The sequence below is a fragment of the Variovorax sp. AB1(2024) genome (assembly GCF_037482385.2).
Lineage (GTDB): Bacteria > Pseudomonadota > Gammaproteobacteria > Burkholderiales > Burkholderiaceae_C > Variovorax.
This window is the reverse complement of record NZ_JBBHKP020000001.1, coordinates 3,787,731-3,811,396: the sequence shown is the minus strand read 5'-3', so window position 1 is coordinate 3,811,396 and position 23,666 is coordinate 3,787,731. Positions and strand designations below refer to the sequence as shown.

The following is a 23,666-nucleotide window of genomic DNA, read 5'->3' as shown; positions in this document are numbered from 1 at the left end:
GCGATGAACACCGTGCGCGCAGGCACTGCGCTTCCGGCGAACGAAGGCACACCGGGCCCGGTGCCCATCGACGGGCTGGCCCCGCGCGAGCGCCGCTGGGCGATGCTGGTGATCGTGCTCGGGCTGATCGTGTCGGTGCTCGACGGCACCATCGTCAACCTGGCGCTGCCGGGCATTGCGCGTGAGCTGCAGGCCAGCCCGTCGCAGGCGATCTGGGTGGTCAACGCGTACCAGATCGCCACGCTGGTCATGCTGCTGCCGCTGGCGTCGCTGGGCGACCTGGTCGGCTACCGGCGGGTGTACCTGGTGGGGCTGGCGGTGTTCACGCTCTCGTCGCTGGCCGCCACTTTCGCCAATTCGCTTGCCACGCTGACCGCCGCGCGTGCCTTCCAGGGGCTGGGCGCGGCCGGCATCATGAGCGTGAACGCGGCGCTGGTGCGGCTGACGTACCCCTCGTCGCAGCTCGGGAAGGGCATGGCGCTGAATTCGCTGGTGGTCGCCACCTCGTCGGTGGCCGGGCCTTCGGTGGCGGCGGCCATCCTTTCGGTGGCTTCGTGGCCGTGGCTCTTTGCCATCAATGTGCCGCTGGGCATCGTCACCTTTGCGCTGGGCATGCGGGCGCTGCCGTTCAACCGGGTGGCGCCGGCCGCCGGGCTGCGCTTCTCGCCGGTGGACGTGGTGCTCAACGTGCTGATGTTCTCGCTGGTGTTCCTGGGTGTCGACCGGCTGGGCGTGCGTGAGGGCGGGGTGCAGGGCGCCGGCGGCTCGCAGGCCTCGGCCTGGGGCATCCTGCTGGCCGGGCTGGCGGTGGGCTTCGTCTACCTGCGGCGGCAGCGCAAGCAGGCGGTGCCGCTTTTCCCCATCGACCTGCTGCGCATTCCGGTGTTCGCGCTGTCGATGGGCACGTCCGTAGCCGCGTTCTGCGCTCAGATGCTGGCCTATATCGCACTGCCTTTCCTGCTGCTCGACGCCTACGGCCGCAGCCACATCGAGGCCGGCCTGCTCATCACGGCTTGGCCGCTGGGCATCGTGGTCATGGCGCCCATTGCCGGGCGGCTGATCGGCCGCTACCCCGACGGGCTGCTCGGCGGCATCGGCCTGGCTTTGCTGGCCGGCGGCCTGGCGCTGCTGGCGGCGCTGCCGGCACACCCGGGCAATGCCGACATCGCCTGGCGCATGGCGCTGTGCGGTCTGGGCTTCGGGCTGTTCCAGTCGCCCAACAACCACACCATCGTGACCTCGCCGCCGGCGCACCGCAGCGGTGCGGCCAGCGGCATGCTGGGCACGGCCCGGCTGACCGGGCAGACGCTGGGCGCCGTGGTGCTGGCGGCGGTCTTCAGCCTCTGGAGTCCGCACGGCGGCCACGGCCCGGTGGTGGCGCTGGTGCTGGCGGCGTGCTGCGCGGCGGTGGCGGCGGTCTTCAGCAGCTTGCGCCTCAAGACGACAAAACCGGGCGGCTGAATGAGTTAGGGTGCTGACCTATGAAGGAAGTACCTGACACGGTGGTCTGCCCCGGCTGCGACGCGATCTACAGCCGCGCGCCGCTGCACCCGCGCGACGTGGCGCATTGCCCGCGCTGCGGCACCGAGCTGGCGCGGCACCCCGGCCAGCAGCAGCGCCGCATCCTTCCGCTGACGGTGGCCTGCCTGATCATGTTCGCCATCGCCAACCTGTTTCCCATCGTCGAGATCGAGCTGCAGGGCCTGCGCAGCCAGACCACGCTGGCCGGTGCGGTGGTGGCGCTGACCGCCGAGGGCATGTCGGTGGTGGCGCTGCTGGTGCTGGCCACGACCATTCTTTTTCCGTTCCTGCAGCTGTGCATCCTGGCCTACCTGCTGGTGCCGCTGAGCCGGGAGCACCGGCCGGCGGGCTTCGCGCTGCTGGTGCGGGCGATGCAGTCGCTGCGGCCCTGGGGAATGATCGAGGTGTTCCTGCTGGGCGTGCTGGTGGCCATCGTCAAGCTGTCGAGCATGGCCACGGTGGTGCCGGGGCCGGCGCTCTGGGCCTTCATGGCGCTCACGGTCATGCTGACGGCGGTGCTCTCGTTCAACCCCGGCGCGTTCTGGGAAATGACCTTCCGGCCGAAGGCGACCGATGCCGGCGCGGACGAGGGCGGGGCCTCCGCATGAAGTTTTTTCCCTTTCGCAGGGCCGCCCGGGAAGAGCACGCCCACGACGTCCACGAGGACGATGACGCCCCGGTCGCCACCGCCGCGTCGCTCGGCCTGATGGCCTGCCGGCACTGCGGCGCGGTATGGAAGGACGCGCAAGAGGGCGAGGCCTGCGGCCGCTGCGGCACCCGTCTGCACACGCGCAAGCCGCAGAGTCTGAACCGCACCTGGGCCTTCCTGATCGCGGCCTGCATGATGTACATACCGGCCAACCTGCTGCCGGTGATGATCACGCGCACGCTGTTCGGCGCGCAGTACGACACCATCCTGAGCGGCGTGATCTATTTCTGGGTGTCGGGCGCCTACGGGCTCGCGGCCATCGTCTTCATCGCCAGCTTCCTGGTGCCGCTGTTCAAGCTCGCGGTCCTGCTGCTGCTCGTGGTGCTGGCGCAGCGGGGCAGCACCTGGCGCCAGCGCGAGCGGGCAAGGCTTTATCACATCATCGAGGTCATCGGCCGCTGGTCGATGCTCGATGTGTTCGTGGTGTCGCTGCTGACCGGGCTGGTGCAGATCCAGGGTTTCGCGGTCATCACCGCGGGCGTGGGCATCGCGGCCTTCGGGTCGGTGGTGGTCCTCACGATGCTGGCTTCGCTGAGCTTCGATCCGAAGCTCACCTGGGACAGCAAGGAAGAGCAGGCCCTCGCCGAGGGCCGGGACGTTCCGCAGGAACATGGCAAAAGGGACGAGAAACCAGCATGAGTGAACCAGAGCAACCGCAAGACGACAAACCGGCGCCACCCGCGCTCCCCAGGCCGCGCGTGGCGCGACGGCGCGAGTGGCTGCCATCGCTGATCTGGCTGATTCCCATCGTCGCGGCGCTGGTCGGCATCACGCTGGTGGCGCGCATCCTGATGGAGCGCGGCCCCGAGGTGGTGCTGACCTTCAAGACCGCCGAAGGCCTGGAGGCCGGCAAGACCGCCGTCAAGTACAAGGACGTGCAGATCGGCCTCGTCACGCGCCTGCGGCTGGCACGCGACCGCTCGCACGTGCGCGTGCTGGTGCAGTTCAACAAGGATGCCGAGAGCTTCACCGCATCGGACTCGCGCTTCTGGGTGGTGCGCCCGCGGCTGGACACCTCGGGCATCTCGGGGCTGAACACCTTGCTCTCGGGGGCCTACATCGGCGCCGACGCGGGCGTGTCGAAGGAAACCTCGGGCGAATTCACCGGGCTCGAAACCCCGCCCATCGTCACGCGCGACGACTCGGGCCAGCAGTTCCTGCTGCGCGCCAACGACATCGGCTCGCTGGACGTGGGCTCTCCGGTGTATTTCAGGCGCGTCAAGGTCGGGCAGGTGGCCGCCTACGAACTCGACGGCGACGGGCGCGGCGTGACCATTCGCGTGTTCATCAACGCGCCCTACGACAAGTTCGTCGGCATGAACACGCGCTTCTGGCAGGCCAGCGGCATCGACGCGCAGCTCAGCGCCAGCGGCTTCACGCTGCGCACGCAGTCGCTCGCAACCATCTTGCTGGGCGGCATCGCGTTCCAGGCACCGGACGACGCGATGGGTCCGTTGGCCAAGGCCAACGCATCGTTCACGCTGGCGCAGGACGAGGCCACGGCGATGAAGGAACCCGACGGCCCCTCGCAGACGCTGCTGATGTACTTCAACCAGTCGCTGCGCGGCCTGACGCCGGGCGCGCCGGTCGACTTCCGCGGCGTGGTGATCGGCGAGGTCAAGTCGATCGGCGTGGAGTTCGACCGCGCCGAGCGCGAGTTCCGCATGCCGGTGCTGGTGCAGGTCTACCCCGACCGGCTGCGCCGCAGGGAGAACCACGGCAACGCCGAAGCCACCGAGTCGCGCTCCACGCAGCAGGAGCGGTTGCGCTTCCTGGCGGAGAAGGGCCTGCGCGCCCAGCTGCGCAACGGCAACCTGCTGACCGGGCAGGTCTACGTAGCGCTCGACTTCTTCCCGAAGGCGCCGGCGGCCAGGATCGACGTGACGAAGAACCCGATCGAGCTGCCCACGGTGCCCAACAGCCTCGACGAGATCCAGTCGCAGGTGCAGGAAATCGCGACCAAGCTCAACAAGGTGCCCTACGAACAGATCGCGGGCGACCTGCGCACCACGCTCGCCACGCTCAACAAGACGCTGACCGCCGCCGAGCAGACGGTGAACCGCATCAACAGCGACGTGACGCCTGAACTGGCCGCGGCCATGAAGGACGTGCGCAAGACCGTCAACACCGCGGAGCGCACGCTGGCCGACGACTCTCCGCTGCAGCAGGACATGCGCCAGACGCTGCGCGAACTGACGCGCGCGGCCGGCTCGGTGCGCGTGCTGACCGACTACCTGGAGCGCCACCCTGAATCGCTGCTGCGCGGCAAACCGGACGACAAGAAATGAAGCTGAAACTTGCATTCCTCGCACTGGCAGCCGTGCTCGCGGGCTGCGCCAGCAAGCCCGACAACTACTACACGCTCGCAAGCCCGGTGGCCGCGGCCGACGCGGCGCCCTCCACATTGGGCGGCGCGGCGCCGCTCTATATCGAGCTGGCGCCGGTGGCCGTGCCCGAACGCCTGGCCCGTCCGCAGATGGTGGTGCGCCAGCCCAGCGGCGGCGTGCAGGTCGAGGTGCTGGAGCAGCACCGCTGGGCCTCGTCGTTCGAGAACGAACTGCGCGACGCGCTGGCCAGCGGCATCGCCGGGCGGCTCGGTGCGCTCGACGTGACCAAGGGCGGACGGCAGACGTCGCAGCCGGTGTGGCGCATCGCGGTGCAGCTGCAGCAGTTCGACGCGGTCGACGGCGGACGCGTGGACGCCGGCTTCAGTTGGACCCTTCGGCGTTCCGACGAAGCGCGCACGCTGGTGTGCCAGCTGAACCTCGGCGAAGCCGTGGGCAGCGGCATGGACGCGGTGGCGCGCGGTGCGCAGCGCGTGACCGCCGCGGCGGCAGCGGCCATGGCGCGCAGCGTGGACGCCGCGCGCGCGAATCCGTCGGCCACCACCTGCGCGAGCTGACCCTGTCCCTCTCCCTCCCCCTCCGGGGGAGGGCAGGGGTGGGGGCATCACGGCGTCTGCAAGAACATGGCGTATCGTGCCGGGGCAGCCCCCATCCCGACCTTCCCCCGGAGGGGGAAGGAGCAAGAAAGGAGACCCCATGGCACAGATCGGCAAGGCGCCCTGCGACGACACGCTGATCCTGCACGGAGCCAGGCCGCAGGAAGGCACCTGCCCCGAAGCCTCCAAGCCCTGGGTGCTGGCCGCCGCCATCGTCGGCTCCAGCATGGCCTTCATCGACGGCACCGTGGTCAACGTCGCGCTGCCGGCCATCCAGTCCGACCTGCATGCCACCGCCTTCCAGGCGCAGTGGGTGGTCGAGTCCTATGCCTTGCTGCTCGCCGCGCTGCTGCTGGTGGGCGGCGCGCTGGGTGACCTCTACGGGCGGCGCCGCATCTTCGCGATCGGCGTGGGCCTCTTCGCCTTGTCTTCGGTGGCATGCGCGCTCGCGGGCAGCGTGCAGCAGCTCATTGCGGCGCGGGCGGTGCAGGGCATCGGCGGCGCGCTGCTGGTGCCGGGCAGCCTCGCGCTCATCAGCGCCGCCTTTCCCGAGAAGGAACGCGGCAAGGCCATCGGCACCTGGTCGGGCTTCAGCGGCATCACCGCGGCGGTGGGTCCGGTGCTCGGCGGTTTCCTGGTCGACCACTTCTCATGGACCTGGGCCTTCCTCATCAACCTGCCGATGGCGCTGCTGGTGCTGTGGATCGTGTGGCGCCACGTGCCGGAAAGCCGCGGCGCCTCGGCCGGCGGAGGGCTCGACATCTGGGGCGCGCTGCTCGCCACTGCCGGGCTGGGCGGCATCGTCTATGCCTTCATCGAGGCGCCGACGCAGGGCTGGCGCGCACCGGCAGTGCTGGCTGCGCTGGCCGTCGGCGTGCTGGGCAGCGCGGGCTTCTTCTTCGCCGAGCGCAAGGTGCGCGCGCCGATGCTGCCGCTCGGGCTGCTGCGCATCGGCAATTTCAGCGGCGCCAACCTGCTGACGCTGCTGCTCTATGCGGCGCTGGGCGGCAGCCTGTATTTCTTTCCGCTCAACCTGATCCAGGTGCAGGGCTACTCGGCCACGGTGGCCGGCGCGGCGCTGCTGCCGTTCATCTTCATCATGTTCGCGCTCTCGGGCTGGGCGGGGCAGCTCGTCGACCGGTTCGGGCCGCGCATTCCGCTGGTCGTCGGGCCATCGATCGCCGCCGTGGGCTTCGCGCTGTTCGCGCTGCCGGGCGTGGGCGCGAGCTACTGGAGCGGCTTCCTGCCGGCCGTGGTGGTGCTGGGGCTGGGCATGGCGGTGACGGTGGCACCGCTCACGACCACGGTCATGAACGCGGTCGGCCCCGACTTGGCGGGTGTGGCCTCGGGGGTGAACAACGCGGTGTCGCGGGCGGCGGCGGTGCTGGCGATCGCGGTGTTCGGCGCGGTCATGGCGGGCGTGTTCGACGTGGCGCTGGCGGATCGGCTGCGCGAGATGGGAGCGTCGGCGCAGGTGTCGGCGTTCCTCGAGGGCGAGCGCAGCAAGCTGGCCGGCGCGGCGCTGCCGCCGGGTGTCGATGCGGCCACGGCGGCCGCGCTCAAGCGGGCCGTGGCCGAGTCTTTCGTGGCCGGGTTCCGGTGGGTGATGCTGCTGGGTGCGGGGCTGGCGGTGTTGAGCGCTGCCAGTGCATGGTTGATGATCCGGCGCACGGAACCTTGAGCAAGGAGACAGTCCGGTGCAGGAAGAACAACACGTCGACGTATTGATCGTCGGCGCCGGCCTCTCGGGCATCGGCGCCGGCTATCACCTGCAGGCCAACTGCCCGGGGCGCAGCTACGCGATCCTCGAAGGGCGCGAGCGCAGCGGCGGCACCTGGGACCTGTTCCGCTACCCGGGCATCCGCTCGGACTCCGACATGTACACGCTCGGCTATTCGTTCCGGCCGTGGACGCAGGCCAAGTCCATTGCCGATGGCCCGTCGATCCTGAAGTACGTGCGCGAGACGGCGCAGGCACATGGCATCGACCGGAAGATCCGCTTCGAACATCGCGTGGTGCGCGCCTCGTGGTCGACGCCTGAAGCACGGTGGTGGGTCGACGTCGAGCGCGGCCCCGGGCGCGAGCGGCTTCGCATGAGCTGCAACTTCCTCTTCATGTGCAGCGGCTACTACAACTACACGGCCGGCTACACGCCGGAGTTCGTGGGCGCCGCCGACTACACCGGCCGCATCGTCCATCCGCAGCACTGGCCCGACGGCCTGGACTACGCCGGCAAGCGCGCGGTCGTGATCGGCAGCGGCGCCACCGCCATGACGCTGGTGCCCGCGCTGGCAAAGACTGCCGCGCATGTCACGCTGTTGCAGCGCTCGCCGACCTACGTGGTGTCGCGCCCGGCCGAAGATCCGCTGGCCAACCGGTTGCGGCGCCTCTTGCCGGCACGCATGGCGTATGGCATCACGCGATCGAAGAACGTGCTGCTGAGCATGCTGTTCTTTCGTCTTGCAAAGCGCAAGCCGCAGAGCATCAAGCGGATGATCCTGGGCGGCGTGCGCCAGGCGCTGGGGCCGGACTACGACATCGCCACGCACTTCACGCCGCGCTACAACCCTTGGGACCAGCGGCTGTGCCTCGTGCCGGATGGCGACCTGTTCGCGGCGCTGAAGGCGGGCCGGGCGTCGATGGTCACCGATCGCATCGACCGCTTCACGCCGGGCGGCATACGGCTGGAATCGGGCGGGGAGCTGGAGGCCGACCTGATCGTCACCGCCACGGGTCTCGACCTGCAGGTGCTCGGCGGCGTCGCGCTCGATGTCGACGGCGTTCCCGTCGATCCGGCCGCGACCTTCAACTACAAGGGAATGATGTACAGCGACGTGCCCAACCTCGCGTCGTCGTTCGGCTACACGAATGCCTCGTGGACCCTGAAGTGCGACCTGACCTGCGAATACGTCTGCCGGCTGCTCAACCACATGGAGAGACGCGGCTGGCGGCAATGCACGCCACGCAATACAGACCCCGCGCTGGTGGCCGAGCCGTGGCTCGATTTTTCTTCAGGGTATGTGCAGCGCTCGATCGGCAATTTCCCGAAGCAGGGGTCGCGCGCGCCGTGGCGGCTGTACCAGAACTACGCGCGCGATCTGATGAGCCTGCGCTTCGGGTCGGTGGTGGATGGGGTGATGGAGTTTTCGAACCCGCGCAGGGGCGTCTAGGCTGCGGGCATGTGCGCGGGCGAGAGCAGTGTGTCGAGCTCCACCCACAGCGGATCGCATTGCCCCGCCCTGAACGCAGCCGCCTTGAAGGTGGGGTGTTCGCCGTGATACGTCTCCCACAGCGTCCGGTGGCCGTCAGCCACGCAGGCCCGCACATTGGCAAGCCGGTCGGCTGCCTTCACCACCAGCGCCAGTTCTTCGTCGCCGGAAACTTTCGCCAGCGCCGCGTATGTCTTGGCCTTGCGCTCCTTGCGATTGGCGCCGGGCGCGTCGGTCAACAGCGCCACGCATCGGGCGACGAGGTCGCCGAAGCGCGATTGCACGTCGGCCACGGTGGCTTCGGTGTCTTCCACCACGTCATGCAGGAAGCCGATGACGCGTGCCTGCTCGCCGTAAGGCAACAGCAGGGCGGCGACGGCGTCGAGGTGGTGCACGTAGGGGTGCACGCCGTATTTCTGGTCGCCGTGCATCTCGACGGCATAGGCGCGGGCGGCTTCGGGTGTCGACGGGTTGGTCGTGGTCATGGGCGTCCTTTGGTTTTCCATTCTGCCTTCGCGCGCGGGCCGGCAGGCGCTGGCCGGGTTGACAGGGCGCACGCACCGCGTCGATATTGAACTCTCCGGTTCATCGTTGAAGCAAAGGAGACCCGCATGCAAAAGATCGTTCCCTGCCTTTGGTTCGACCGCAACGGCGAAGACGCGCTGAAGTTCTACACCGGCATATTTCCGGACTCGCGCGTGACCGACAAACTGCTCTGGGGCGACACCAACCCCGCCCTGAAGGGGCAACTGCTCACCGCGACCTTCGAACTCGAAGGCCAGGAGTTCATGGTGATCAACGGCGGGCCGCAATACAAGTTCACCCCGGCCATCTCGATGTACCTGCGGTGCAAGACCCAGGCCGAGGTCGACAACTACTGGAACAGGCTGCTCGAAGGCGGCGGCGAGCCGGTGCAGTGCGGCTGGCTCACCGACCGCTACGGCGTGTCCTGGCAGATCGTGCCCGACGGCCTGGTCCAGATGTTCCAGGACAAGGATGCGGCCAAGGCCACGCGTGCGATGCAGGCGATGATGAAGATGGTCAAGCTCGACATCGACGAGGTGCGCAAGGCCTACGACGGGGCGTGATCCGCCGCCGCCGTGGCCCTGCCGGCGGCTACACCAGCCGGTGGATCGCCTTCTTGCGCCAGACCAGCTGGTAGTACGCGGTCTGCAGCAGCAGCATCGCGCCGAAGGTTACGGGATAGGCGATCCAGATGCCGTCCAGTCCGATGCGGTGGCTCATGGCATACGCCACCGGCACCTCCACGCCGAGGATGCAGACGATGGAGATCAGCGTCGGCACCAGCACCGAGCCGCTGGCGCGCATGATCCCCGACAGCGCCGAAGCCATGCCGAAGATCACCAGGCTCCATAGCATGATGTGCAGCAGCGTCTGCGCGATCTCGAGCACCGGCTCGCTCGTGATGAAGAACGCCATCAAATGGCGCGAGAACAGGTAGCCCAGCACCACCAGGCTGCCGGTCAGCACGACGTTCATCAGCAGCGCAGTCTTGGCGATGTCGCCGAGCCGGTTGGCGCGGCCGGCGCCGATGGCCTGCGCGCCGAGGATCGACGCGGTGATGGCGATCGAGATGGCGGGGAACTGCACGTACGCCACCACCTGGTTCACCGCGCCGTAGGCGGCCGTGGCGCTGGAGCCGTAGCTGTTGACCATCGACAGCAGCACCACCTCGGCCAGCGCGACCACGATCATCTGCACGCCCGTGGGCACGCCGATCTTGAGCACCGCCTTCAGCAGCTGCGGCTGGATGCGCAGGTGGCGCAGGAACTCCGCGTCGGGCGCCAGCGGGCTCTTGCGCTGGCGCAGCCGGAAGCCGAGCCAGGTGGTCGCCACCGCGAACGACAGCACCGAGGCCCAGGCGCCGCTCGCCACGCCCAGCTGCGGCAGGCCACCCCAGCCGCGGATGAGCGCGGGCGTGACCACCAGCCCGATCAGCGTCGAGATCATCAGCGTGAGCAGCGGCGTGACGGTGTCGCCCACCCCGCGCAGCATGGCGGTGGCCAGCAGGAACACGAACACGCCCGGCATCGCGATCAGCATGATGCGGGCGTAGCGCGTGGAGTCGGCCAGCACGTCGGGCGGCGTGCCGAGCGAAGCCAGCATCGGCGTGGTGAAGGCGCCGCCGAACACGGCGATGACGAGACCCGCCAGCACGCCCACGGTGAGCGTGGTGCCGGCCACGGCCTTGGCCTTGGCGGCGTCGCGCGCGCCCCAGGCCTGGCCGATCAGCACCGAGGCGCCGGCGCCCAGGCCGATGATGAAGGCGATGAAGAAGAACATCACCGGGAAGAAGCTCGACACGGCCGCCAGCGCGCTCACGCCGAGCATCTGCCCGACGTAGATGTTGTTGAGCGTGCCCGAAAGCGATTGCAGGATGTTGCTGAGCAACATCGGGGCGAGGAAGAAAAGAAAGACCTTCCACAAGGGCCGCGCGGCGCCGGCGGGCGCGACCGGCACGCCCTTCATGCCGCTGGGGCCCGTGGTGCCGGGGGCTTCAGTGGGTGCTCTCATTCATGGCTCCAGCCGGGCGCGGACAGTTCCTGCAGGTAGGCGCGCAGGTCGGCGGGCCAGGGCTCGATCAGGTGGCCGAAGCGTTGCTCCTCGCCGGCGAACAGGGCGCGCGTGGCTTCCTCGAAGCCGGGCAGGTTGCCTGCGATGGCGGTCATGACGCGGTAGGTGGTTTCGCGCGTGGCGCGCACGACGTCCCGGTCGGCATGCACGCGGCGCGCTTCGTCGACCAGCTTGCGCAGCGCGACCGAGGCGCCGCCGGGCTGGCGGCCGAGCCAGTCCCAGTGGCGCGGCAGCAGCGTGACTTCGCGCGCGACCACGCCGAGCTTGGGGCGGCCGACGCCGCGCGGCGCCTCGTCGCGGTGTTCGGCTTCGGGGTCGGGCAGCTCGCGCAGGTCGAGGTCGAGCTGCGCACCGGTCTGGTCGTCGAACACGAGATAGGGTCCGGGGTCGTCGCGGCGACGAAGCTGGTCGAGCACTTCGGCTCGGGTGCCGCGTGCGATGCGCCGGAAATCGAAGAACACCGTGAGGATGGTGGGAGGGGTGTCTGGTGACATGCGGATGTTGTGTTTCCTGATTCCTGTCGAAAGAGGAGGCCGGGAGAAACGAGTTGCGTAATCTACCCGCTGCGGCGCCCACGTGTGCGCCGCGCTGTCCCGCCAGCATCTCTCATATCGCCCGCAGCACGGCGTGGGCGTCGGACAACTGCCGCTGATCGATGGCGCGGAGTGCCTGCCTGCAGTGCCCTTCGACTGTGACGACCGCATCGCGCACCAGCTGCCGACCGCCGGAGCGAAGCGCGGCATGGCGGCGGTGGTCGGTGCCGGCACCGGTCGCGCGTTCGGCCAGGCCCGTTTTCTCGAGCAGCAGCATCCTGCGGATCAGCGCCGACATCGGCAGCCCGAGCGTGAGCGCCAGGTCTGCCATCGGCATGCGGCCTTGCTCCGCGCGCAGCAACAGATAGAGGAGGGTGAAGTCGGCGAAATTCAAGCCGTGGAAAGCACCGAGGTCGTCGTCCAGCTTCAGCGCCAGGCGGGCGTGGGCATGGCCGAGGTCCAGGCAGAAGGGGAGGGCGTCGGTGCTCATGGCTTGTTGTAGCCCTTCTCGCCGAAGCACTGCAGTTCCTCCTGCCAGAGCGCCAGCAGTTTTTCGAGCTCGGCCTTGCGATCGAAGGCGGGGTCGTCCTCGCGCTCCTTGACCCGGTCCATCACCTCGAAGCTGAAATGCGCCGCGCCCTGCGCGGCCCAGTCCTGCCCCAGGGGCTTGCAGCGGTGGGAGCCCAAGCCGAGCTCGAAGCGCGCACGGTTCATGGCGCCCTCGACGTCGAGGCTGCCGGCCACGTAGACACGGCCGCTCACCGTGTTGCGCACGACGAAGACGCCTGCCGGGCGCACGGATTCCTTGTATTGGCGGCTCAGCGCACGCCTGCTTTCGGATGACAGGTTCATGTGCCAAATATTACCCGGATTAAATTAAGTCGGCAATACACCCGGGTAAAACTAGATCAACCCTCCCTGAAGCGCCGCCATCCCCGCGCGATGCGTCCCTTGAGCGCACGCACGATCCGCCACGGCCGGCTCTGCCGAACGACCGTGAGCACACGGTCTTTCCAGGCTTTCCAGCGCGGATACCAGCGCGCGAACCACGGAATGCGCATCAGCGGCCGCTCGACCAGCTGGAAGATCCGCGCCACGATGGCCGTGCCCACCAGCTTGGCGAGCACCAGCACGGTGAGCGCGGTAGCGGCATGGCCGCGGCTGAAGAGGAATAGGGCGAGCACCTTCACCGGCAGCAGCAACAGCACCGGCACGAAGAAGGCCAGCAGCGCGCCCCAGGGTGGCAGTTGGCGCAGCTGGTTTTCGAGGCGCGCCCAGAGGGGAAGCCGCGCAAGCCGAGCCATGAGCGCGGCCAGCGGCTCCCAGCCCCATTCCTCGAAAAGCAGCAGCGGAACGAGGAGCGCGGTGCCCAGGGCCCGAACAAGGGCACGGAGAACGCGCAGAAGGCTCGCGAAAGGTGTCATCCGCGAAGGTTAAGGCAAGGCGCGGCTCGCGCGGCGCCTGCCGCCGACCCTACTTGCGCGTCGGCAGGAAGAACAGGTATTCGCCGCGGCCCAGCTCCGGCGTCACCTCGTAGCCGGGGCACACGTCGCCTTCGCACTGGATGATGACGACGCGCGGCCAGATGGTCGCCGCCGTCGGGTAGCCGGGCATGTACTGCGGCACATGCCACACGCCCAGGTCGCCTACCGGCTGGGCCCTGTCGGTGCCGGGCGCGTTCTGCAGGCCGCTGCCCATGTTCATGCGCTGGATGCGCAGCGTGTCCAAGGGCGGCGGTGCGGCCGCCGCGGCTGTTGCCAGGCAACAGGCCGCCGTCCAGAGAAATACGGTCCTGGTCATCATGGACTCCGCGCGCTCACTGCGGGTACGCCGCTGATTGCGGCGCTGCGGCGATGTCGCCGACCGGCTCCGCCGACAGGATGCGCTGCGCGCGCAGGGCGGCCGCCACCTCATTGGCGTCGATGGCCGTCACCGTCGCGCTGGAGACCGGCATGGAGACCACGGCCGCAGGTTCGGCCGCAGCCACCGGCTGTGTGGCCGGCTGCACGACCGCGACGGGTGCTGGTGGCGGGGCGGTTACGGGCGCCGGCGGTGCCATCGCCACAGGAGGCGTGGGCGCGGAAGCGACGGGGGCCACAGGGGCTGCGGGGCGCGTCGAGGAAACCGTGGGCGCGCCCGCCGACGAGGCTTGCGGGCCGTAGGCGCTCACGCGTTCGTCCGCTGTCATCGATTGCGGGCACTTGGTGCCGGTCATCTCCAGCGCCGCCTGGGCCGCCGGGTCCATGCAGTCCATTGCCAGCGATGCCGCCTTCATGCCCTTGTTCCAGAGCTCGCGGCTCATCTTCAGGCGCTTGCAGTGCTCGTCCGTCCAGGTGGTGCCGAAACTGAGGCCGACACCGGGGCCGTTGGCGCTCGCGCTGGTGCTGCCCATGCAGGTGTCGTTGCTGGTGGTGAGGTTGGGGCCGTTGACCGACGGCACGTTCTTGATCGTGTAACTGCCACCGTACTCGACACCCGTCGTGCCGCTGCTGTTGACGTTCTGGGTGCTCGTCACGCTCGATGTGGTGTTCGCGGGGCCGGAGAACGTCACGGCCTGGTTGTTGCCCTGGGCAGAGGTGGTGGCCGAGCTGCTCGAGCCGTTGTTCGCGCCGCCTGCCGTCGTCTGACCCATTGCCGCCGCCGAGACCGCCAGCAATGCGAGGAAAAGCAATTTTTTCATTTTCTCAACTCCTTTGAAGGCCGGGGGAGGGGCCGCAGCCCCTCCCCATTTCCGAGTCCAGCAAACGCTACATCTGAAGTTCAGGGTGCCGATGCGGTCGCGGTGGAGCCGGCCAGGCCGCCGGTGCCGCCACCGTTGCTGAAGGTGCCGGCGTTGCCGAGGTGGATGTTCGTCACGCCGAAGGAGCCGCCGGTCGAGCCCGCGGTGGCCGACGTGGTGGTGCCGTTGACGAAGCCGTTGACGGCGCCGGAGGAAGCGCTGTAGCCCGAGGTCGTGCCCGAAGTGCGGGTCACGATGGCCAGGCCGCCGCCAGGACCGGCAGCTGTCGCGGCCGTGTTGTTGGTGACCGAACTGGCGCTGCCGCCTGCACTGCCGCTGATGGGGTTCGAGCCGCCAGCGCTGTAGTTGGCGTTGGAAGCCGCGCCGGCATTGGCCGAAGCGTTGGCGCCGCCGATTGCGAGGCCGTTGCCCGTCGTCACGGCCATGCTGGTGACCGAGCCTTGCGTGGTTGCCGTGCCGCCGGCCGTTGCACCGCCGAGGCGGATGCCGGGGAAGCTGACTGCGCCGCCTGCTGCGTTGGCGCTGGCCGACGAGCTGGAATTGGCTGCGTTGTAGCTCAATGCACTGCCCGTGCCGGAACTGGCTGCCGTCGATCCAGCGGAGCTGGACGAGCCGGTGGACGTGCTTGTGGCGGCCAGTGCGGTCGTGCTGGTTGCCGAGGCAACGCTTCCAACCAGAACCACTGCGATGGCAATGAGAGTCTTCTTCATGATGCTTCCTCGAAAGTGTGTGAAACGAACCTGATCGCCGGACCATCCGGCTATCAACTAGCGGTCTGTGAACGCGGAATGAAATGTTTCCGTGGCGACCGGAAGGCAGTTTCAGCGTCGAGGAGGGATAGAAAAATGCCTCAGGCTGGGTAATGCGAGGCTATAGCGAAAGGAGTGGATGAGGCCTTGCGGAACAGGTGCCTGAAACCGCTTCCACATGCGACGGGAAATCCAAAAAATACAACTTTCGTTGGACACCGGAGCAGACTCGCAACAGAATGCAACCAAAGTAAACAAAAAAACTTAGTTCGAGATTTTGAGTAGAAATGAATTAACTTTTGGTCACGAACACGGTAGTCCATTTGTCACAAAGGGGTTGGAATGGAAAGCGAACTCGACATTTCATTGACAGACATCGGAACTGGGGCTAGGAAATATGCCACCCCCGGACAGTTCGGCGGGCTGCTCGCACCGTCCGCCGACACACTTCCATGGCCTGACTTTCTGACCGGTCAGGAGACCAAGCCGGTGCGGGTTCTTCTGGTCGACGACGACCCCTTCGTGAGACGCGTCATCGCACAGGAATTGCTGAGCGACCTGCGCATCCAGCTCGAAGGCCAGGCCGGCACCCTGCGCGAAGGACGGCGCCTGCTCATGCAGCATGAATTCGACGTGCTGATGGTGGACATCCGCCTCGGTGACGGCAGCGGATTCGAGCTGATCGAAGAGGCCAAGAAACACCGCAGCGCGGCCGAGATCATCGTCATCTCGGCGCTCGAGGACGAACCCCAGGTGCTGCACGCCTTCGAGCTCGGCGCATCGGGCTACCTGGTCAAGAACGCATGGTTCCAGAGCTATGCCCAGGCCGTGCTGCAGGTGGTCAACGGGGGCGCCGCCATCACCCCCCGGCTGGCTCGCCGGCTGCTCGTGCACCTCGATCACAAGCGCTCGAACGTCAACCCTGTGCGCCCGCCGGACAGCAAGGCGACGTTATCGGCACGGGAGCGCGAAGTGTTGCGACTTGTTGCGACAGGGTATGTCACCGAAGAGATCGCACTGCAGCTCACCATCAGTGCCCAGACGGTTAACGCCCACGTCAAGAACATCTACCGCAAGCTGCACGCACACACCCGGGCCCAGGCGGTGAGCTTCGCGTCCCACCGGGGCTTGCTCTAGGGGGCGCAATGCTCACGCCGCAGGTCTTTCACCTACCGCACTTCCTGGAAGACCAGTATGTGTGGCTGTCGATAGCCTCGTGGTGCACGCTGCTGACCTGGCTGTGGCCGCGCATTCCCCGCCGCCGGGTGCTCATGTGGGCCGGGCTGGCCGCGGCGATGCATCTCACACCGGTGACGGCGCAGGTGCTGCGGGCCACCTCCACCATCACCGTGATGGCGCACGACATGCCCGCCGCCTTCTGGGCGCTGCAGGCGCTCAACGTGGCGGTGCTGGGCGCGATCGTGAGCATCTGGTACTTCTCCCAGCGCCGCGTGGCGCGCGGCCGGCTGATGGACGCGGTGCTGGCCGAGCGCCGGCGCATCGCCAACGACCTGCATGACGGCGTCGGCTCCCGGCTGGTGGCGCTGCTGGCCAGCCAGGACCCGAAGGCCGCCACGGCCCCCGACAGCCTGTCGATGGCGCTGCAGGCCTGCCTGCTCGAACTCCAGATGACGGTGGACGACCTGGACGACCAGACCACCGCCACCGCCGTCGAGCGGCTGGCCCACCTGCGCTACCGGCTGCGGCCCGCCTTCGACAGGCTGGGTGTCGCCTTGGTATGGGACATCGCCGATGCGGCGCATGACCAGCCTCTGCCGCCTGAAGCCACGATGCAGATCTGCCGGGTGGCACAGGAGGCGCTTTCGAACGCGCTGCGCCACTCGCAAGCGACACGCGTCGAGCTGCATTTCGGGCTGCAAGTCACTCCCCGGCGCCTGGTGCTCGAGGTGCGCGACAACGGACGCGGCATCGGCGCCGTGGCCGGCCAGCGGCCGGAGCACCTCGGCAAGGGCCTGCGCAGCATGCATGCGCGCGCCGAAGCCATCGAAGGCGAACTGGTCGTGACCGATGTCGCCCCGCATGGGCTCAGCGTGCGCCTGCTGGTGCCCTGCGGGCCCGGCAAGGAACCCACGCCGGCCGGGAACCGGCCCGAGTCCGAAAGCATGCTGTAACACCCCCGCCGGGCCGGGCGGGCGGGCCGCATTCGCGCCTATGGCAAACTCCCGCGCTTTGCCAGGGACGCGCTCAAGACATGCAGAAAATCATTCGCCAGCTCGCCGCCGAAATCAAGGTCGGCGAGAACCAGGTGAAGGCCGCCGTCGAACTGCTCGACGGAGGCGCCACGGTTCCGTTCATCGCCCGCTACCGCAAGGAAGCCACCGACGGCCTCGACGACACGCAGCTGCGTGAGCTTGAAGCCCGCCTTTCCTACCTGCGCGAACTCGAAGACCGCCGCGTGGCGGTGCTCAAGGCCATCGATGAACAAGGCAAGCTGACCCCCGAGCTGCGTGCCGCGATCGAATTCGCGCCGACCAAGCAGGAGCTGGAAGACCTCTACCTGCCGTTCAAGCAGAAGCGACGCACCAAGGGCCAGATCGCCCGCGAATTCGGCATCGAGCCCCTAGCCGACAAGCTGCTGGCCGACCCCACGCTCGACCCCGCGGTGGAAGCCAAGGCCTTCCTGCAGCCCGCCACCACGCTGGACGACGGCAAGCCGGGCCCCGATTTCTCCACCGTGCCGCTCGTGCTCGACGGCGTGCGCGACATTCTTTCCGAGCGCTGGGCCGAAGACGCCGCCCTGGTGCAGGGCCTGCGCGAATGGCTCTGGGCCGAAGGCCTGCTCAAGTCCAGCCTGATGTCCGGCAAGGACGAGAACAACGCCGACGTCGCCAAGTTCCGCGACTACTTCGAGTACGACGAGCCCATCGGCCGCGTGCCGTCGCACCGTGCGCTGGCCGTGTTCCGCGGCCGCGCGCTCGACATCCTCGATGCCAAGCTGGTGCTGCCGGTCGAGCCCGAGCCGGGCAAGCCCAGCATCGCCGAAGGCCGCATCGCGCTGCACCTGGGCTGGAGCCATGCCGGCCGCCCGGCGGACGACCTGCTGCGCAAGTGCGTGGCCTGGACCTGGCGCGTCAAGCTGGCGCTGTCGACCGAGCGCGACCTGTTCACCCGCCTGCGCGAAGAGGCCGAGAAGGTCGCCATCAAGGTGTTCGCCGACAACCTGCGCGACCTGCTGCTGGCCGCGCCCGCCGGCCCGCGCGTCGTGATGGGCCTGGACCCCGGCATCCGCACCGGCGTGAAGGTGGCCGTGGTCGATTCCACCGGCAAGCTGGTCGAGACCGCCACCGTGTTCCCGCACGAGCCGCGCAAGGACTGGGAAGGCTCGCTGCACACGCTGGGCAAGCTGTGCGCCAAGCACGGCGTGAACCTGATCGCCATCGGCAACGGAACCGCCAGCCGCGAGACCGACAAGCTGGCCGCCGACCTCATCAAGCTGCTGGCCAAGATGGCCGCGCAGGCCGGCGCGCCCGAGATCAAGGTCGACAAGGTGGTGGTGAGCGAGGCCGGCGCCTCGGTGTATTCGGCCAGCGAATTCGCCTCGCAGGAAATGCCCGACGTCGACGTGAGCCTGCGCGGCGCCGCCTCCATCGCGCGACGCCTGCAAGACCCCCTGGCCGAGCTCGTGAAGATCGACCCCAAGAGCATCGGCGTGGGCCAGTACCAGCACGACGTGAACCAGAGCGAACTCGCCCGCACCCTGCAGGCCGTGGTCGAAGACTGCGTGAACTCGGTGGGCGTGGACCTGAACACCGCGAGCGTGCCGCTGCTCAGCCGCGTGTCGGGCCTGTCGGCCAGCGTGGCCAAGGCGGTGGTGCGCTGGCGCGAGGCGAACGGTGCCTTCGCCACCCGCAAGCAACTGCTGGACGTGACCGGCTTCGGCCCCAAGGCCTTCGAGCAGAGCGCGGGCTTCCTGCGCATCCGCGGCGGCACCGATCCGCTGGACGTGACCGGCGTGCACCCCGAAACCTATCCGCTGGTCGAGCAGATCATCGTGAAGACCGGCAAGCCCATCGCCGAGCTGATGGGCCGCGCCGAGATGCTCAAGACGCTGAAGCCCGAGCTGTTCGCCAACGAGAAGTTCGGCGTCATCACGGTCAAGGACATCCTGGGCGAACTGGAGAAGCCCGGCCGCGACCCGCGCCCCGACTTCAAGGTGGCGCGCTTCAACGACGGCGTGGACGACATCGCCGACTTGAAGGAGGGCATGATCCTCGAGGGCACCGTGAGCAACGTGGCCCAGTTCGGCGCCTTCGTCGACCTCGGCGTGCACCAGGACGGCCTGGTCCACGTGAGCCAGCTGAGCCACAAGTTCGTGAACGACGCGCGCGAAGTCGTCAAGACCGGCGACATCGTCAAGGTCAAGGTGATGGAAGTGGACGTGGCGCGCAAGCGCATCGGCCTGTCGATGAAGCTCGATGCGGCGCCCGCGCGCCGCGACGGCCCGCGCGACAACCGCTTCGAAGGCGCGGGACGCGGCCAGCAGCAGCAAGGCCGCCGCGACAACTCGCCGCAGCCGGCAGGGCAGATGGCCAGCGCTTTCGCCAAGCTGCAGGGGCTGCGCAAGTAAGCAGAAGCCGAGTGATATGCGCCTGTTAAACTAGTCATCTAACTAGTTTGATGGGTGGTTGTCATGAAAACCTGGGCTGTGCAGGATGCCAAGGCGCGATTCAGCGAGTTCCTCGAGGCTTCCCTGGTCGAGGGGCCGCAAATGGTGACGAAGCGCGGCGCCGAGGTGGCTGTGCTCGTTCCGGCAGCGGAATGGCGGCGTTTGCATGCGACTGCCAAGCCGTCGCTCAAGGAGCTGCTTCTTTCGGCGGACGCACGCACCGAGTTCCTGGTCCCGCAGCGGGGCGCCGCGCGCAGGCGCAGCGTCACGCCCATGCGCTGAGGCCGGCATGTACCTGCTGGACACGAACGTGATTTCCGAGCTTCGCAGGCCTCGTCCGCATGGGGCGGTCCTCGAGTGGCTCACGCCTGTTGCAGACAGCGACCTTCATCTGTCGGCGGTGACGCTCGGAGAGATCCAGGCCGGCATCGAACTCACGCGCGAACAGGACGCTGCGAAGGCCAGCGAGATCGAACAATGGGCCTCGCTGGTCGCTGCGTCGTACAACGTGCTTCCCATGGACGCGGAAACCTTCAGGCTCTGGGCGAAACTGATGCATCGCAGCTCGAACACGCTGTATGAGGACGCGATGATTGCCGCCACGGCAAAGCAGCACGCGCTCACCGTGGTAACCCGCAACGTGAATGACTTCGCGGGGTTCGGTGTCGAAATACTCAATCCCTTCGAATACACGCGGGCATGAAAGCACTGCGCATCTACGCCGGCCCCGCGGCCCGCAAGCACATCGAGCAACACGGCCTGCGCCCGCAGGACGTGCGCACCATCCCCGGCGCGGCGGGTGGGCCCAAGGGCCTGATCCTCGGGCCGCTCGACCGCTTCATCTTCGGCCGCTGGCTCACGCGGAGCAGCCAGCAGGTGCACCTGGTGGGCGCCTCCATCGGCGCGTGGCGGCTGTCGACGGCCTGCCTGACGGACCCCGAGGCGGCGTTCCAGCGATTCGAGCACGACTACGTGCGCCAGCAGTTCGAGGTGCCGCCGGGGCAGAAGCGGCTCAGCCCGCAGCAGCTCAGCGAGCGCTTTGCCGAGAGCCTCGACGATTTCTACGGCGGACGCATCGCGGAGGTGCTGAACCATCCGCGCTACCGCCTGCACGTGGTGACGTCACGCGGGCGCCACATCCTCGGGCGCGAGGGCATGGCGCGTACGCCGGTGGGCTACCTGGGGGCCTTTGCCACCAACAGCCTGCACCGCAAGGGGCTGGGCGCGTGGCTGGAGCGCTGCGTGTTTTCCACGCCGGGCGCGGCGCTGCCTTTCGGCACGCGGGACTTCCGCACGCGCCAGCATGCGCTGAGCGAAGCCAACTTCAACATGGTGCTTCAGGCCTCTTGCTCCATTCCGTTCCTGCTGGCGGCGGTGCACGACATTCCGGGCGCGCCGCGCGGCGCCTACTGGGACGGCGGCATCACCGACTACCACCTGCACCTGGACTACCAATCTGCACATGACGGGGCCGACGACGGCCTGGTGCTCTACCCGCATTTCCAGCAGGCGGTGGTGCCGGGCTGGCTCGACAAGGGGCTGCGCTGGCGCCACAAGGCCAGCGGCTTCCTCGACCGCATGGTGGTGCTCGCGCCCGACCCTGAATGGGTGAAGAAGCTGCCCAACGGCAAGCTGCCCGACCGCAAGGATTTCATCCGCTTCGCCAGCGACGCGCCGGCGCGCATCGCGGCCTGGAGCCAGGCCACGCGCGAGGCGCAGCGGCTGTCCGACGAGTTCGAGGACTGGCTTCAGCGCGACGGCGTGCCCGGGACGCTGCCGCTCTGATCCGCCGGCCCTGCCTGCCCGGCGAACGCCAGCGGCGCCGCGCAGTCGAGGATGTTCACTTCCACCCTGTCGCCTACCTTGGGCACCGGCCCGGCGGGCAGCCTTCCGGTGCCCAGCGAGCGCGAACGCACGCCGCCGTTGCGGTAGCGCACGACGGCATACGGCGCATCGGGCCCGCCGCCGGTGCCGCAGTCGCGGTCGACCGTGCCCGCCAGATCGGCCGCGCGGCCCACGTCGACGACCTGCGCGGCGCGCCAGCCTGAAGCGTGCGCCGCGTGGTCCAGAGAGTGGGCATCGAATGCGGTGCAGCCGCCGAGCGAGAGTGCGCACAGCACCACGGCGCGCGCAGCGGACGTCACGGTGCCGCCCCCGCAGCGGCGCCGATGGCCGCGGTGGCCTGGATCTCGACGCGGTATTCGGAGTCGATCAGCCTGGCCCCGACCGTGGCGCGCGCCGGCGTGTGGCCCGCGGGCACCCATTCGTCCCACACCGAGTTCATGGCCTCGTAGTCGCCCACGGTGCGCAGGTAGATGGTGACGCTCACCAGGTCCTTGCGGGTGGCGCCCTGCGTGGCGAGCATGTCGTCGATGTGGTGCAGGATCTCGCGCATCTGGCCCGTGATGTCGAGCGACGGGTTTTCCGCCACCTGGCCCGACAGATAGATCAGGCGGGCGGTGCCCAGGTCGACGGTCACCATCTCGCTGAAGCGGGGACCCATCTCATGGCGAATGATGTTCATGGCAATGCGGATTTCGATGCGGGGAGGGGAGCGGAGGACGAAGAAGAATCGGCAAGCCGCGCAGGCGGTGCGTTCCACCAGCCACCGCCCAGCGCCTGGAAGAGCGCCGCCGCATCCGTCAGCCGGAGCGCGCGCGCCTGCACGAGGTTGAGCTGCGCCTGTTGCTCGGCCTGCTGGGCGATGCGCAGCGCCAGCGGGCTGGCGTCGCCCAGCCGCACCTGCGTGCGCGTGCGCGCCAGGCTCTGCGATGCGGTGCGCTCGGCCTTCAGGGCCGCCTGCAGCGCGCGGGTGTCCGCGTCGATGGCTTCGAGCGCATTGGCCACGTCCTGGAAGGCGCTCAGCACCGTGGCGCGGTATTGCGCTGCCGCCTGGTCGAACGAAGCGCGGGCGGCCGCTTCGCGGTGCTTGAGCGCACCGCCGTCGAACACCGTCTGCGTCACGTTGCCCGCCAGGCTCCAGAACAGCGACGACGACTTGAAGAGCTGCGACAGCGTGTAGGCCGACGAGCCGTAGCTCGCGCCCAGCGTCACGTTGGGCAGCCGCGCGGCCACCGCCACGCCGATGGCGGCGCTGGCGGCCTGCAGCTGCGCCTCGGCGGCACGCACGTCGGGTCGGTGCTCGACCAGCGTGGACGGCAGCGTTTGCGGCAGTTCTCCGGGCAGCTGCAGCGCGTCGAGCTCGAAATGCGACGCCACGCCTTCGCCGGGATAGCGGCCGGCCAGCGTGGCCAGCAGGTTGCGCTGCTGCGCCAGTTGCTTGTCGAGCGGGGGCAGGGTGGCCTCGGTGGCGGCCAGCGAGGCTTCCTGTGCGTCCACGTCGGCCACCGCGACCTGGCCCAGGCCCAGTTGCTTGCGGTAGGCCTGAAGCACTTCCTTCTGGTCCGCGATGATCGCCAGCGTGGCGCGCTGCTGGGCGCGCAGCGAGGCCTCGGTGACTGCCGCCGCCACCACGTTGCTGCTCAGCGAGAGCCTGGCGGCCAGCGTCTGGAAGCGCTGCTGCTCGGTCTGCGCCTGCGCACCTTCGACCTGCCGGCGCGTGGCGCCGAACACGTCGGGCGTATAGGACACGGTCACCTGCGCCGTGTGCAGCGTGTAGAGGTTCGCGTTCGACGACACCGGGCTCGCCACCGCGCCGGCCACGCGCTGCCGCGTGGGCGAGTAGCCCAGCGCCACGCTCGGCCAGAAGGCGGCGCGGTCGGCGGCCTCGTTCTCCTGCGCTACGCGCAGCGCGGCATCGGCAGCCTCGATGGTCGGGTTGCCGGCCAGGCTCTGCGCCACCAGCGCATTCAGCGGCTCCGAGCGAAAGGCCTGCCACCACTGGGCCGGCACGTCGAGGTCGGGCGAGAAGCGGGGCAGCGGCACGCCCTCGGCTTCGGTGCTGCCGGCGGGCGCGGATGTGTACTGCGCCGGCAGGTCCAGCGGCGGACGCGCATAGTCGGGCCCGGCCGCGCAGCCGGCCAGCAGCAGCGCGATGCCGGCCGCCACCGGCGTTGCAAGGCTTGTCTTCTTGGTCATGATT

Annotated in this window: 26 protein-coding genes; 14 read left to right on the top strand and 12 right to left on the bottom strand. The window is 68.6% G+C overall.

The features are described from left to right. Window positions 1-3 precede the first annotated feature (3 nt). The 7 genes from WIX39_RS17800 to WIX39_RS17770 all read left to right on the top strand — a co-directional run bounded on the left by WIX39_RS17800 (window position 4) and on the right by WIX39_RS17770 (window position 8,341). Window positions 4-1,461, top strand: coding sequence for an MFS transporter (locus WIX39_RS17800; protein ID WP_409195498.1), 1,458 nt, complete (start codon window positions 4-6; stop codon window positions 1,459-1,461). Window positions 1,462-1,481: 20 nt separating this feature from the next. After that, entirely contained in the window at window positions 1,482-2,129 is a 648-nt protein-coding gene (locus tag WIX39_RS17795) for a paraquat-inducible protein A (RefSeq protein ID WP_409195497.1), read from the top strand. Continuing rightward, the gene (locus tag WIX39_RS17790) at window positions 2,126-2,869 is read left to right on the top strand and encodes a paraquat-inducible protein A (protein ID WP_409195496.1); all 744 of its coding nucleotides are present in this window, start codon (window positions 2,126-2,128) and stop codon (window positions 2,867-2,869) included. The genes WIX39_RS17795 and WIX39_RS17790 overlap by 4 nt, the downstream gene beginning before the upstream one ends. Next, on the top strand, window positions 2,866-4,518 hold the full coding sequence (locus WIX39_RS17785) for an intermembrane transport protein PqiB (protein ID WP_081269488.1): 1,653 nt from the start codon (window positions 2,866-2,868) through the stop codon (window positions 4,516-4,518). The genes WIX39_RS17790 and WIX39_RS17785 overlap by 4 nt, the downstream gene beginning before the upstream one ends. After that, on the top strand, window positions 4,515-5,132 hold the full coding sequence (locus tag WIX39_RS17780) for a PqiC family protein (protein WP_409195495.1): 618 nt from the start codon (window positions 4,515-4,517) through the stop codon (window positions 5,130-5,132). The genes WIX39_RS17785 and WIX39_RS17780 overlap by 4 nt, the downstream gene beginning before the upstream one ends. Window positions 5,133-5,271: 139 nt before the next feature. Continuing rightward, complete coding sequence (locus WIX39_RS17775; protein ID WP_409195494.1) at window positions 5,272-6,852, top strand: MFS transporter; 1,581 nt, start codon at window positions 5,272-5,274, stop codon at window positions 6,850-6,852. 16 nt (window positions 6,853-6,868) lie between these two features. Beyond that, complete coding sequence (locus tag WIX39_RS17770) at window positions 6,869-8,341, top strand: flavin-containing monooxygenase (protein WP_409195493.1); 1,473 nt, start codon at window positions 6,869-6,871, stop codon at window positions 8,339-8,341. Here the strand turns inward: WIX39_RS17770 and WIX39_RS17765 are convergent. Continuing rightward, on the bottom strand, window positions 8,338-8,865 hold the full coding sequence (locus WIX39_RS17765) for an HD domain-containing protein (RefSeq protein WP_409195492.1): 528 nt from the start codon (window positions 8,863-8,865) through the stop codon (window positions 8,338-8,340). The two genes, WIX39_RS17770 and WIX39_RS17765, sit on opposite strands and share 4 nt — an antisense overlap. A gap of 126 nt (window positions 8,866-8,991) precedes the next feature. On the opposite strand from WIX39_RS17765, the gene WIX39_RS17760 reads away from it, so the two are divergent. Next, window positions 8,992-9,468 carry a VOC family protein gene (locus tag WIX39_RS17760; protein ID WP_409195491.1) on the top strand — a complete coding sequence of 159 codons (477 nt, stop codon included), beginning with the start codon at window positions 8,992-8,994 and terminating at the stop codon, window positions 9,466-9,468. A 28-nt stretch (window positions 9,469-9,496) separates the two neighbouring features. Here the strand turns inward: WIX39_RS17760 and WIX39_RS17755 are convergent, their stop codons facing one another. The 8 genes from WIX39_RS17755 to WIX39_RS17720 all read right to left on the bottom strand — a co-directional run bounded on the left by WIX39_RS17755 (window position 9,497) and on the right by WIX39_RS17720 (window position 14,958). Continuing rightward, window positions 9,497-10,870 (bottom strand): MATE family efflux transporter, encoded by a 1,374-nt coding sequence (locus WIX39_RS17755; RefSeq protein WP_172839892.1) that lies wholly within the window; start codon window positions 10,868-10,870, stop codon window positions 9,497-9,499. A gap of 41 nt (window positions 10,871-10,911) precedes the next feature. Then, window positions 10,912-11,469, bottom strand: a complete 558-nt coding sequence (locus WIX39_RS17750; RefSeq protein ID WP_106934462.1) for a DUF2239 family protein — start codon at window positions 11,467-11,469, stop codon at window positions 10,912-10,914. Between the two features lie 112 nt (window positions 11,470-11,581). Further along, window positions 11,582-11,998 (bottom strand): AsnC family transcriptional regulator, encoded by a 417-nt coding sequence (locus WIX39_RS17745; protein WP_409195490.1) that lies wholly within the window; start codon window positions 11,996-11,998, stop codon window positions 11,582-11,584. Continuing rightward, a complete protein-coding gene (locus WIX39_RS17740) occupies window positions 11,995-12,360 on the bottom strand; it encodes a GIY-YIG nuclease family protein (protein WP_409195489.1) in 366 nt (121 codons plus the stop codon). Before WIX39_RS17740 ends, WIX39_RS17745 begins: the two co-directional genes overlap by 4 nt. A 56-nt stretch (window positions 12,361-12,416) precedes the next feature. Next, window positions 12,417-12,932: a hypothetical protein gene (locus tag WIX39_RS17735; RefSeq protein ID WP_409195488.1), complete on the bottom strand. Its 516-nt coding sequence runs from the start codon at window positions 12,930-12,932 to the stop codon at window positions 12,417-12,419. 49 nt (window positions 12,933-12,981) lie between these two features. After that, complete coding sequence (locus WIX39_RS17730; RefSeq protein WP_081269552.1) at window positions 12,982-13,308, bottom strand: hypothetical protein; 327 nt, start codon at window positions 13,306-13,308, stop codon at window positions 12,982-12,984. Between the two features lie 16 nt (window positions 13,309-13,324). Next, window positions 13,325-14,188, bottom strand: coding sequence for a hypothetical protein (locus WIX39_RS17725; RefSeq protein ID WP_409195487.1), 864 nt, complete (start codon window positions 14,186-14,188; stop codon window positions 13,325-13,327). A gap of 80 nt (window positions 14,189-14,268) precedes the next feature. Beyond that, a complete protein-coding gene (locus tag WIX39_RS17720) occupies window positions 14,269-14,958 on the bottom strand; it encodes a hypothetical protein (RefSeq protein WP_081269500.1) in 690 nt (229 codons plus the stop codon). A 381-nt stretch (window positions 14,959-15,339) separates the two neighbouring features. Between WIX39_RS17720 and WIX39_RS17715 the strand changes: the two genes are divergently transcribed. The 6 genes from WIX39_RS17715 (at window position 15,340) to WIX39_RS17690 (ending at window position 21,409) form a co-directional block, all read left to right on the top strand. Next, window positions 15,340-16,134: a LuxR C-terminal-related transcriptional regulator gene (locus tag WIX39_RS17715; RefSeq protein WP_081269501.1), complete on the top strand. Its 795-nt coding sequence runs from the start codon at window positions 15,340-15,342 to the stop codon at window positions 16,132-16,134. 8 nt (window positions 16,135-16,142) lie between these two features. After that, window positions 16,143-17,129 (top strand): sensor histidine kinase, encoded by a 987-nt coding sequence (locus WIX39_RS17710; RefSeq protein ID WP_409195486.1) that lies wholly within the window; start codon window positions 16,143-16,145, stop codon window positions 17,127-17,129. Between the two features lie 80 nt (window positions 17,130-17,209). Continuing rightward, the gene (locus WIX39_RS17705) at window positions 17,210-19,585 is read left to right on the top strand and encodes a Tex family protein (protein ID WP_081269503.1); all 2,376 of its coding nucleotides are present in this window, start codon (window positions 17,210-17,212) and stop codon (window positions 19,583-19,585) included. Window positions 19,586-19,648: 63 nt separating this feature from the next. Beyond that, complete coding sequence (locus WIX39_RS17700) at window positions 19,649-19,906, top strand: type II toxin-antitoxin system Phd/YefM family antitoxin (protein ID WP_106934468.1); 258 nt, start codon at window positions 19,649-19,651, stop codon at window positions 19,904-19,906. 7 nt (window positions 19,907-19,913) lie between these two features. Continuing rightward, on the top strand, window positions 19,914-20,327 hold the full coding sequence (locus tag WIX39_RS17695) for a type II toxin-antitoxin system VapC family toxin (protein WP_081269505.1): 414 nt from the start codon (window positions 19,914-19,916) through the stop codon (window positions 20,325-20,327). Next, the gene (locus tag WIX39_RS17690; protein ID WP_106934469.1) at window positions 20,324-21,409 is read left to right on the top strand and encodes a patatin-like phospholipase family protein; all 1,086 of its coding nucleotides are present in this window, start codon (window positions 20,324-20,326) and stop codon (window positions 21,407-21,409) included. Before WIX39_RS17695 ends, WIX39_RS17690 begins: the two co-directional genes overlap by 4 nt. Here the strand turns inward: WIX39_RS17690 and WIX39_RS17685 are convergent. The 3 genes from WIX39_RS17685 to WIX39_RS17675 are packed head-to-tail and all read right to left on the bottom strand — an operon-like array spanning window position 21,373 to window position 23,662. Next, a complete protein-coding gene (locus WIX39_RS17685; RefSeq protein WP_106934470.1) occupies window positions 21,373-21,768 on the bottom strand; it encodes a hypothetical protein in 396 nt (131 codons plus the stop codon). The two genes, WIX39_RS17690 and WIX39_RS17685, sit on opposite strands and share 37 nt — an antisense overlap. Continuing rightward, the gene (locus WIX39_RS17680; protein WP_106934471.1) at window positions 21,765-22,148 is read right to left on the bottom strand and encodes a RidA family protein; all 384 of its coding nucleotides are present in this window, start codon (window positions 22,146-22,148) and stop codon (window positions 21,765-21,767) included. Before WIX39_RS17680 ends, WIX39_RS17685 begins: the two co-directional genes overlap by 4 nt. Next, entirely contained in the window at window positions 22,145-23,662 is a 1,518-nt protein-coding gene (locus WIX39_RS17675) for an efflux transporter outer membrane subunit (RefSeq protein WP_106934472.1), read from the bottom strand. Before WIX39_RS17675 ends, WIX39_RS17680 begins: the two co-directional genes overlap by 4 nt. Between the last annotated feature and the right edge of the window lie 4 nt (window positions 23,663-23,666).

Excerpts from the sequence above, each read along its gene's own strand:
- WIX39_RS17800 (WP_409195498.1), top strand. The coding sequence starts at position 4 with ATGAACACCGTGCGCGCAGGCACTGCGCTTCCGGCGAACGAAGGCACA.
- WIX39_RS17795 (WP_409195497.1), top strand. The coding sequence starts at position 1,482 with ATGAAGGAAGTACCTGACACGGTGGTCTGCCCCGGCTGCGACGCGATC.
- WIX39_RS17790 (WP_409195496.1), top strand. The coding sequence starts at position 2,126 with ATGAAGTTTTTTCCCTTTCGCAGGGCCGCCCGGGAAGAGCACGCCCAC.
- WIX39_RS17785 (WP_081269488.1), top strand. The coding sequence starts at position 2,866 with ATGAGTGAACCAGAGCAACCGCAAGACGACAAACCGGCGCCACCCGCG.
- WIX39_RS17780 (WP_409195495.1), top strand. The coding sequence starts at position 4,515 with ATGAAGCTGAAACTTGCATTCCTCGCACTGGCAGCCGTGCTCGCGGGC.
- WIX39_RS17775 (WP_409195494.1), top strand. The coding sequence starts at position 5,272 with ATGGCACAGATCGGCAAGGCGCCCTGCGACGACACGCTGATCCTGCAC.
- WIX39_RS17765 (WP_409195492.1), bottom strand. The coding sequence starts at position 8,865 with ATGACCACGACCAACCCGTCGACACCCGAAGCCGCCCGCGCCTATGCC.
- WIX39_RS17760 (WP_409195491.1), top strand. The coding sequence starts at position 8,992 with ATGCAAAAGATCGTTCCCTGCCTTTGGTTCGACCGCAACGGCGAAGAC.
- WIX39_RS17755 (WP_172839892.1), bottom strand. The coding sequence starts at position 10,870 with ATGAAGGGCGTGCCGGTCGCGCCCGCCGGCGCCGCGCGGCCCTTGTGG.
- WIX39_RS17750 (WP_106934462.1), bottom strand. The coding sequence starts at position 11,469 with ATGTCACCAGACACCCCTCCCACCATCCTCACGGTGTTCTTCGATTTC.
- WIX39_RS17745 (WP_409195490.1), bottom strand. The coding sequence starts at position 11,998 with ATGAGCACCGACGCCCTCCCCTTCTGCCTGGACCTCGGCCATGCCCAC.
- WIX39_RS17740 (WP_409195489.1), bottom strand. The coding sequence starts at position 12,360 with ATGAACCTGTCATCCGAAAGCAGGCGTGCGCTGAGCCGCCAATACAAG.
- WIX39_RS17735 (WP_409195488.1), bottom strand. The coding sequence starts at position 12,932 with ATGACACCTTTCGCGAGCCTTCTGCGCGTTCTCCGTGCCCTTGTTCGG.
- WIX39_RS17730 (WP_081269552.1), bottom strand. The coding sequence starts at position 13,308 with ATGACCAGGACCGTATTTCTCTGGACGGCGGCCTGTTGCCTGGCAACA.
- WIX39_RS17725 (WP_409195487.1), bottom strand. The coding sequence starts at position 14,188 with ATGAAAAAATTGCTTTTCCTCGCATTGCTGGCGGTCTCGGCGGCGGCA.
- WIX39_RS17720 (WP_081269500.1), bottom strand. The coding sequence starts at position 14,958 with ATGAAGAAGACTCTCATTGCCATCGCAGTGGTTCTGGTTGGAAGCGTT.
- WIX39_RS17715 (WP_081269501.1), top strand. The coding sequence starts at position 15,340 with ATGGAAAGCGAACTCGACATTTCATTGACAGACATCGGAACTGGGGCT.
- WIX39_RS17710 (WP_409195486.1), top strand. The coding sequence starts at position 16,143 with ATGCTCACGCCGCAGGTCTTTCACCTACCGCACTTCCTGGAAGACCAG.
- WIX39_RS17705 (WP_081269503.1), top strand. The coding sequence starts at position 17,210 with ATGCAGAAAATCATTCGCCAGCTCGCCGCCGAAATCAAGGTCGGCGAG.
- WIX39_RS17700 (WP_106934468.1), top strand. The coding sequence starts at position 19,649 with ATGAAAACCTGGGCTGTGCAGGATGCCAAGGCGCGATTCAGCGAGTTC.
- WIX39_RS17695 (WP_081269505.1), top strand. The coding sequence starts at position 19,914 with ATGTACCTGCTGGACACGAACGTGATTTCCGAGCTTCGCAGGCCTCGT.
- WIX39_RS17690 (WP_106934469.1), top strand. The coding sequence starts at position 20,324 with ATGAAAGCACTGCGCATCTACGCCGGCCCCGCGGCCCGCAAGCACATC.
- WIX39_RS17680 (WP_106934471.1), bottom strand. The coding sequence starts at position 22,148 with ATGAACATCATTCGCCATGAGATGGGTCCCCGCTTCAGCGAGATGGTG.
- WIX39_RS17675 (WP_106934472.1), bottom strand. The coding sequence starts at position 23,662 with ATGACCAAGAAGACAAGCCTTGCAACGCCGGTGGCGGCCGGCATCGCG.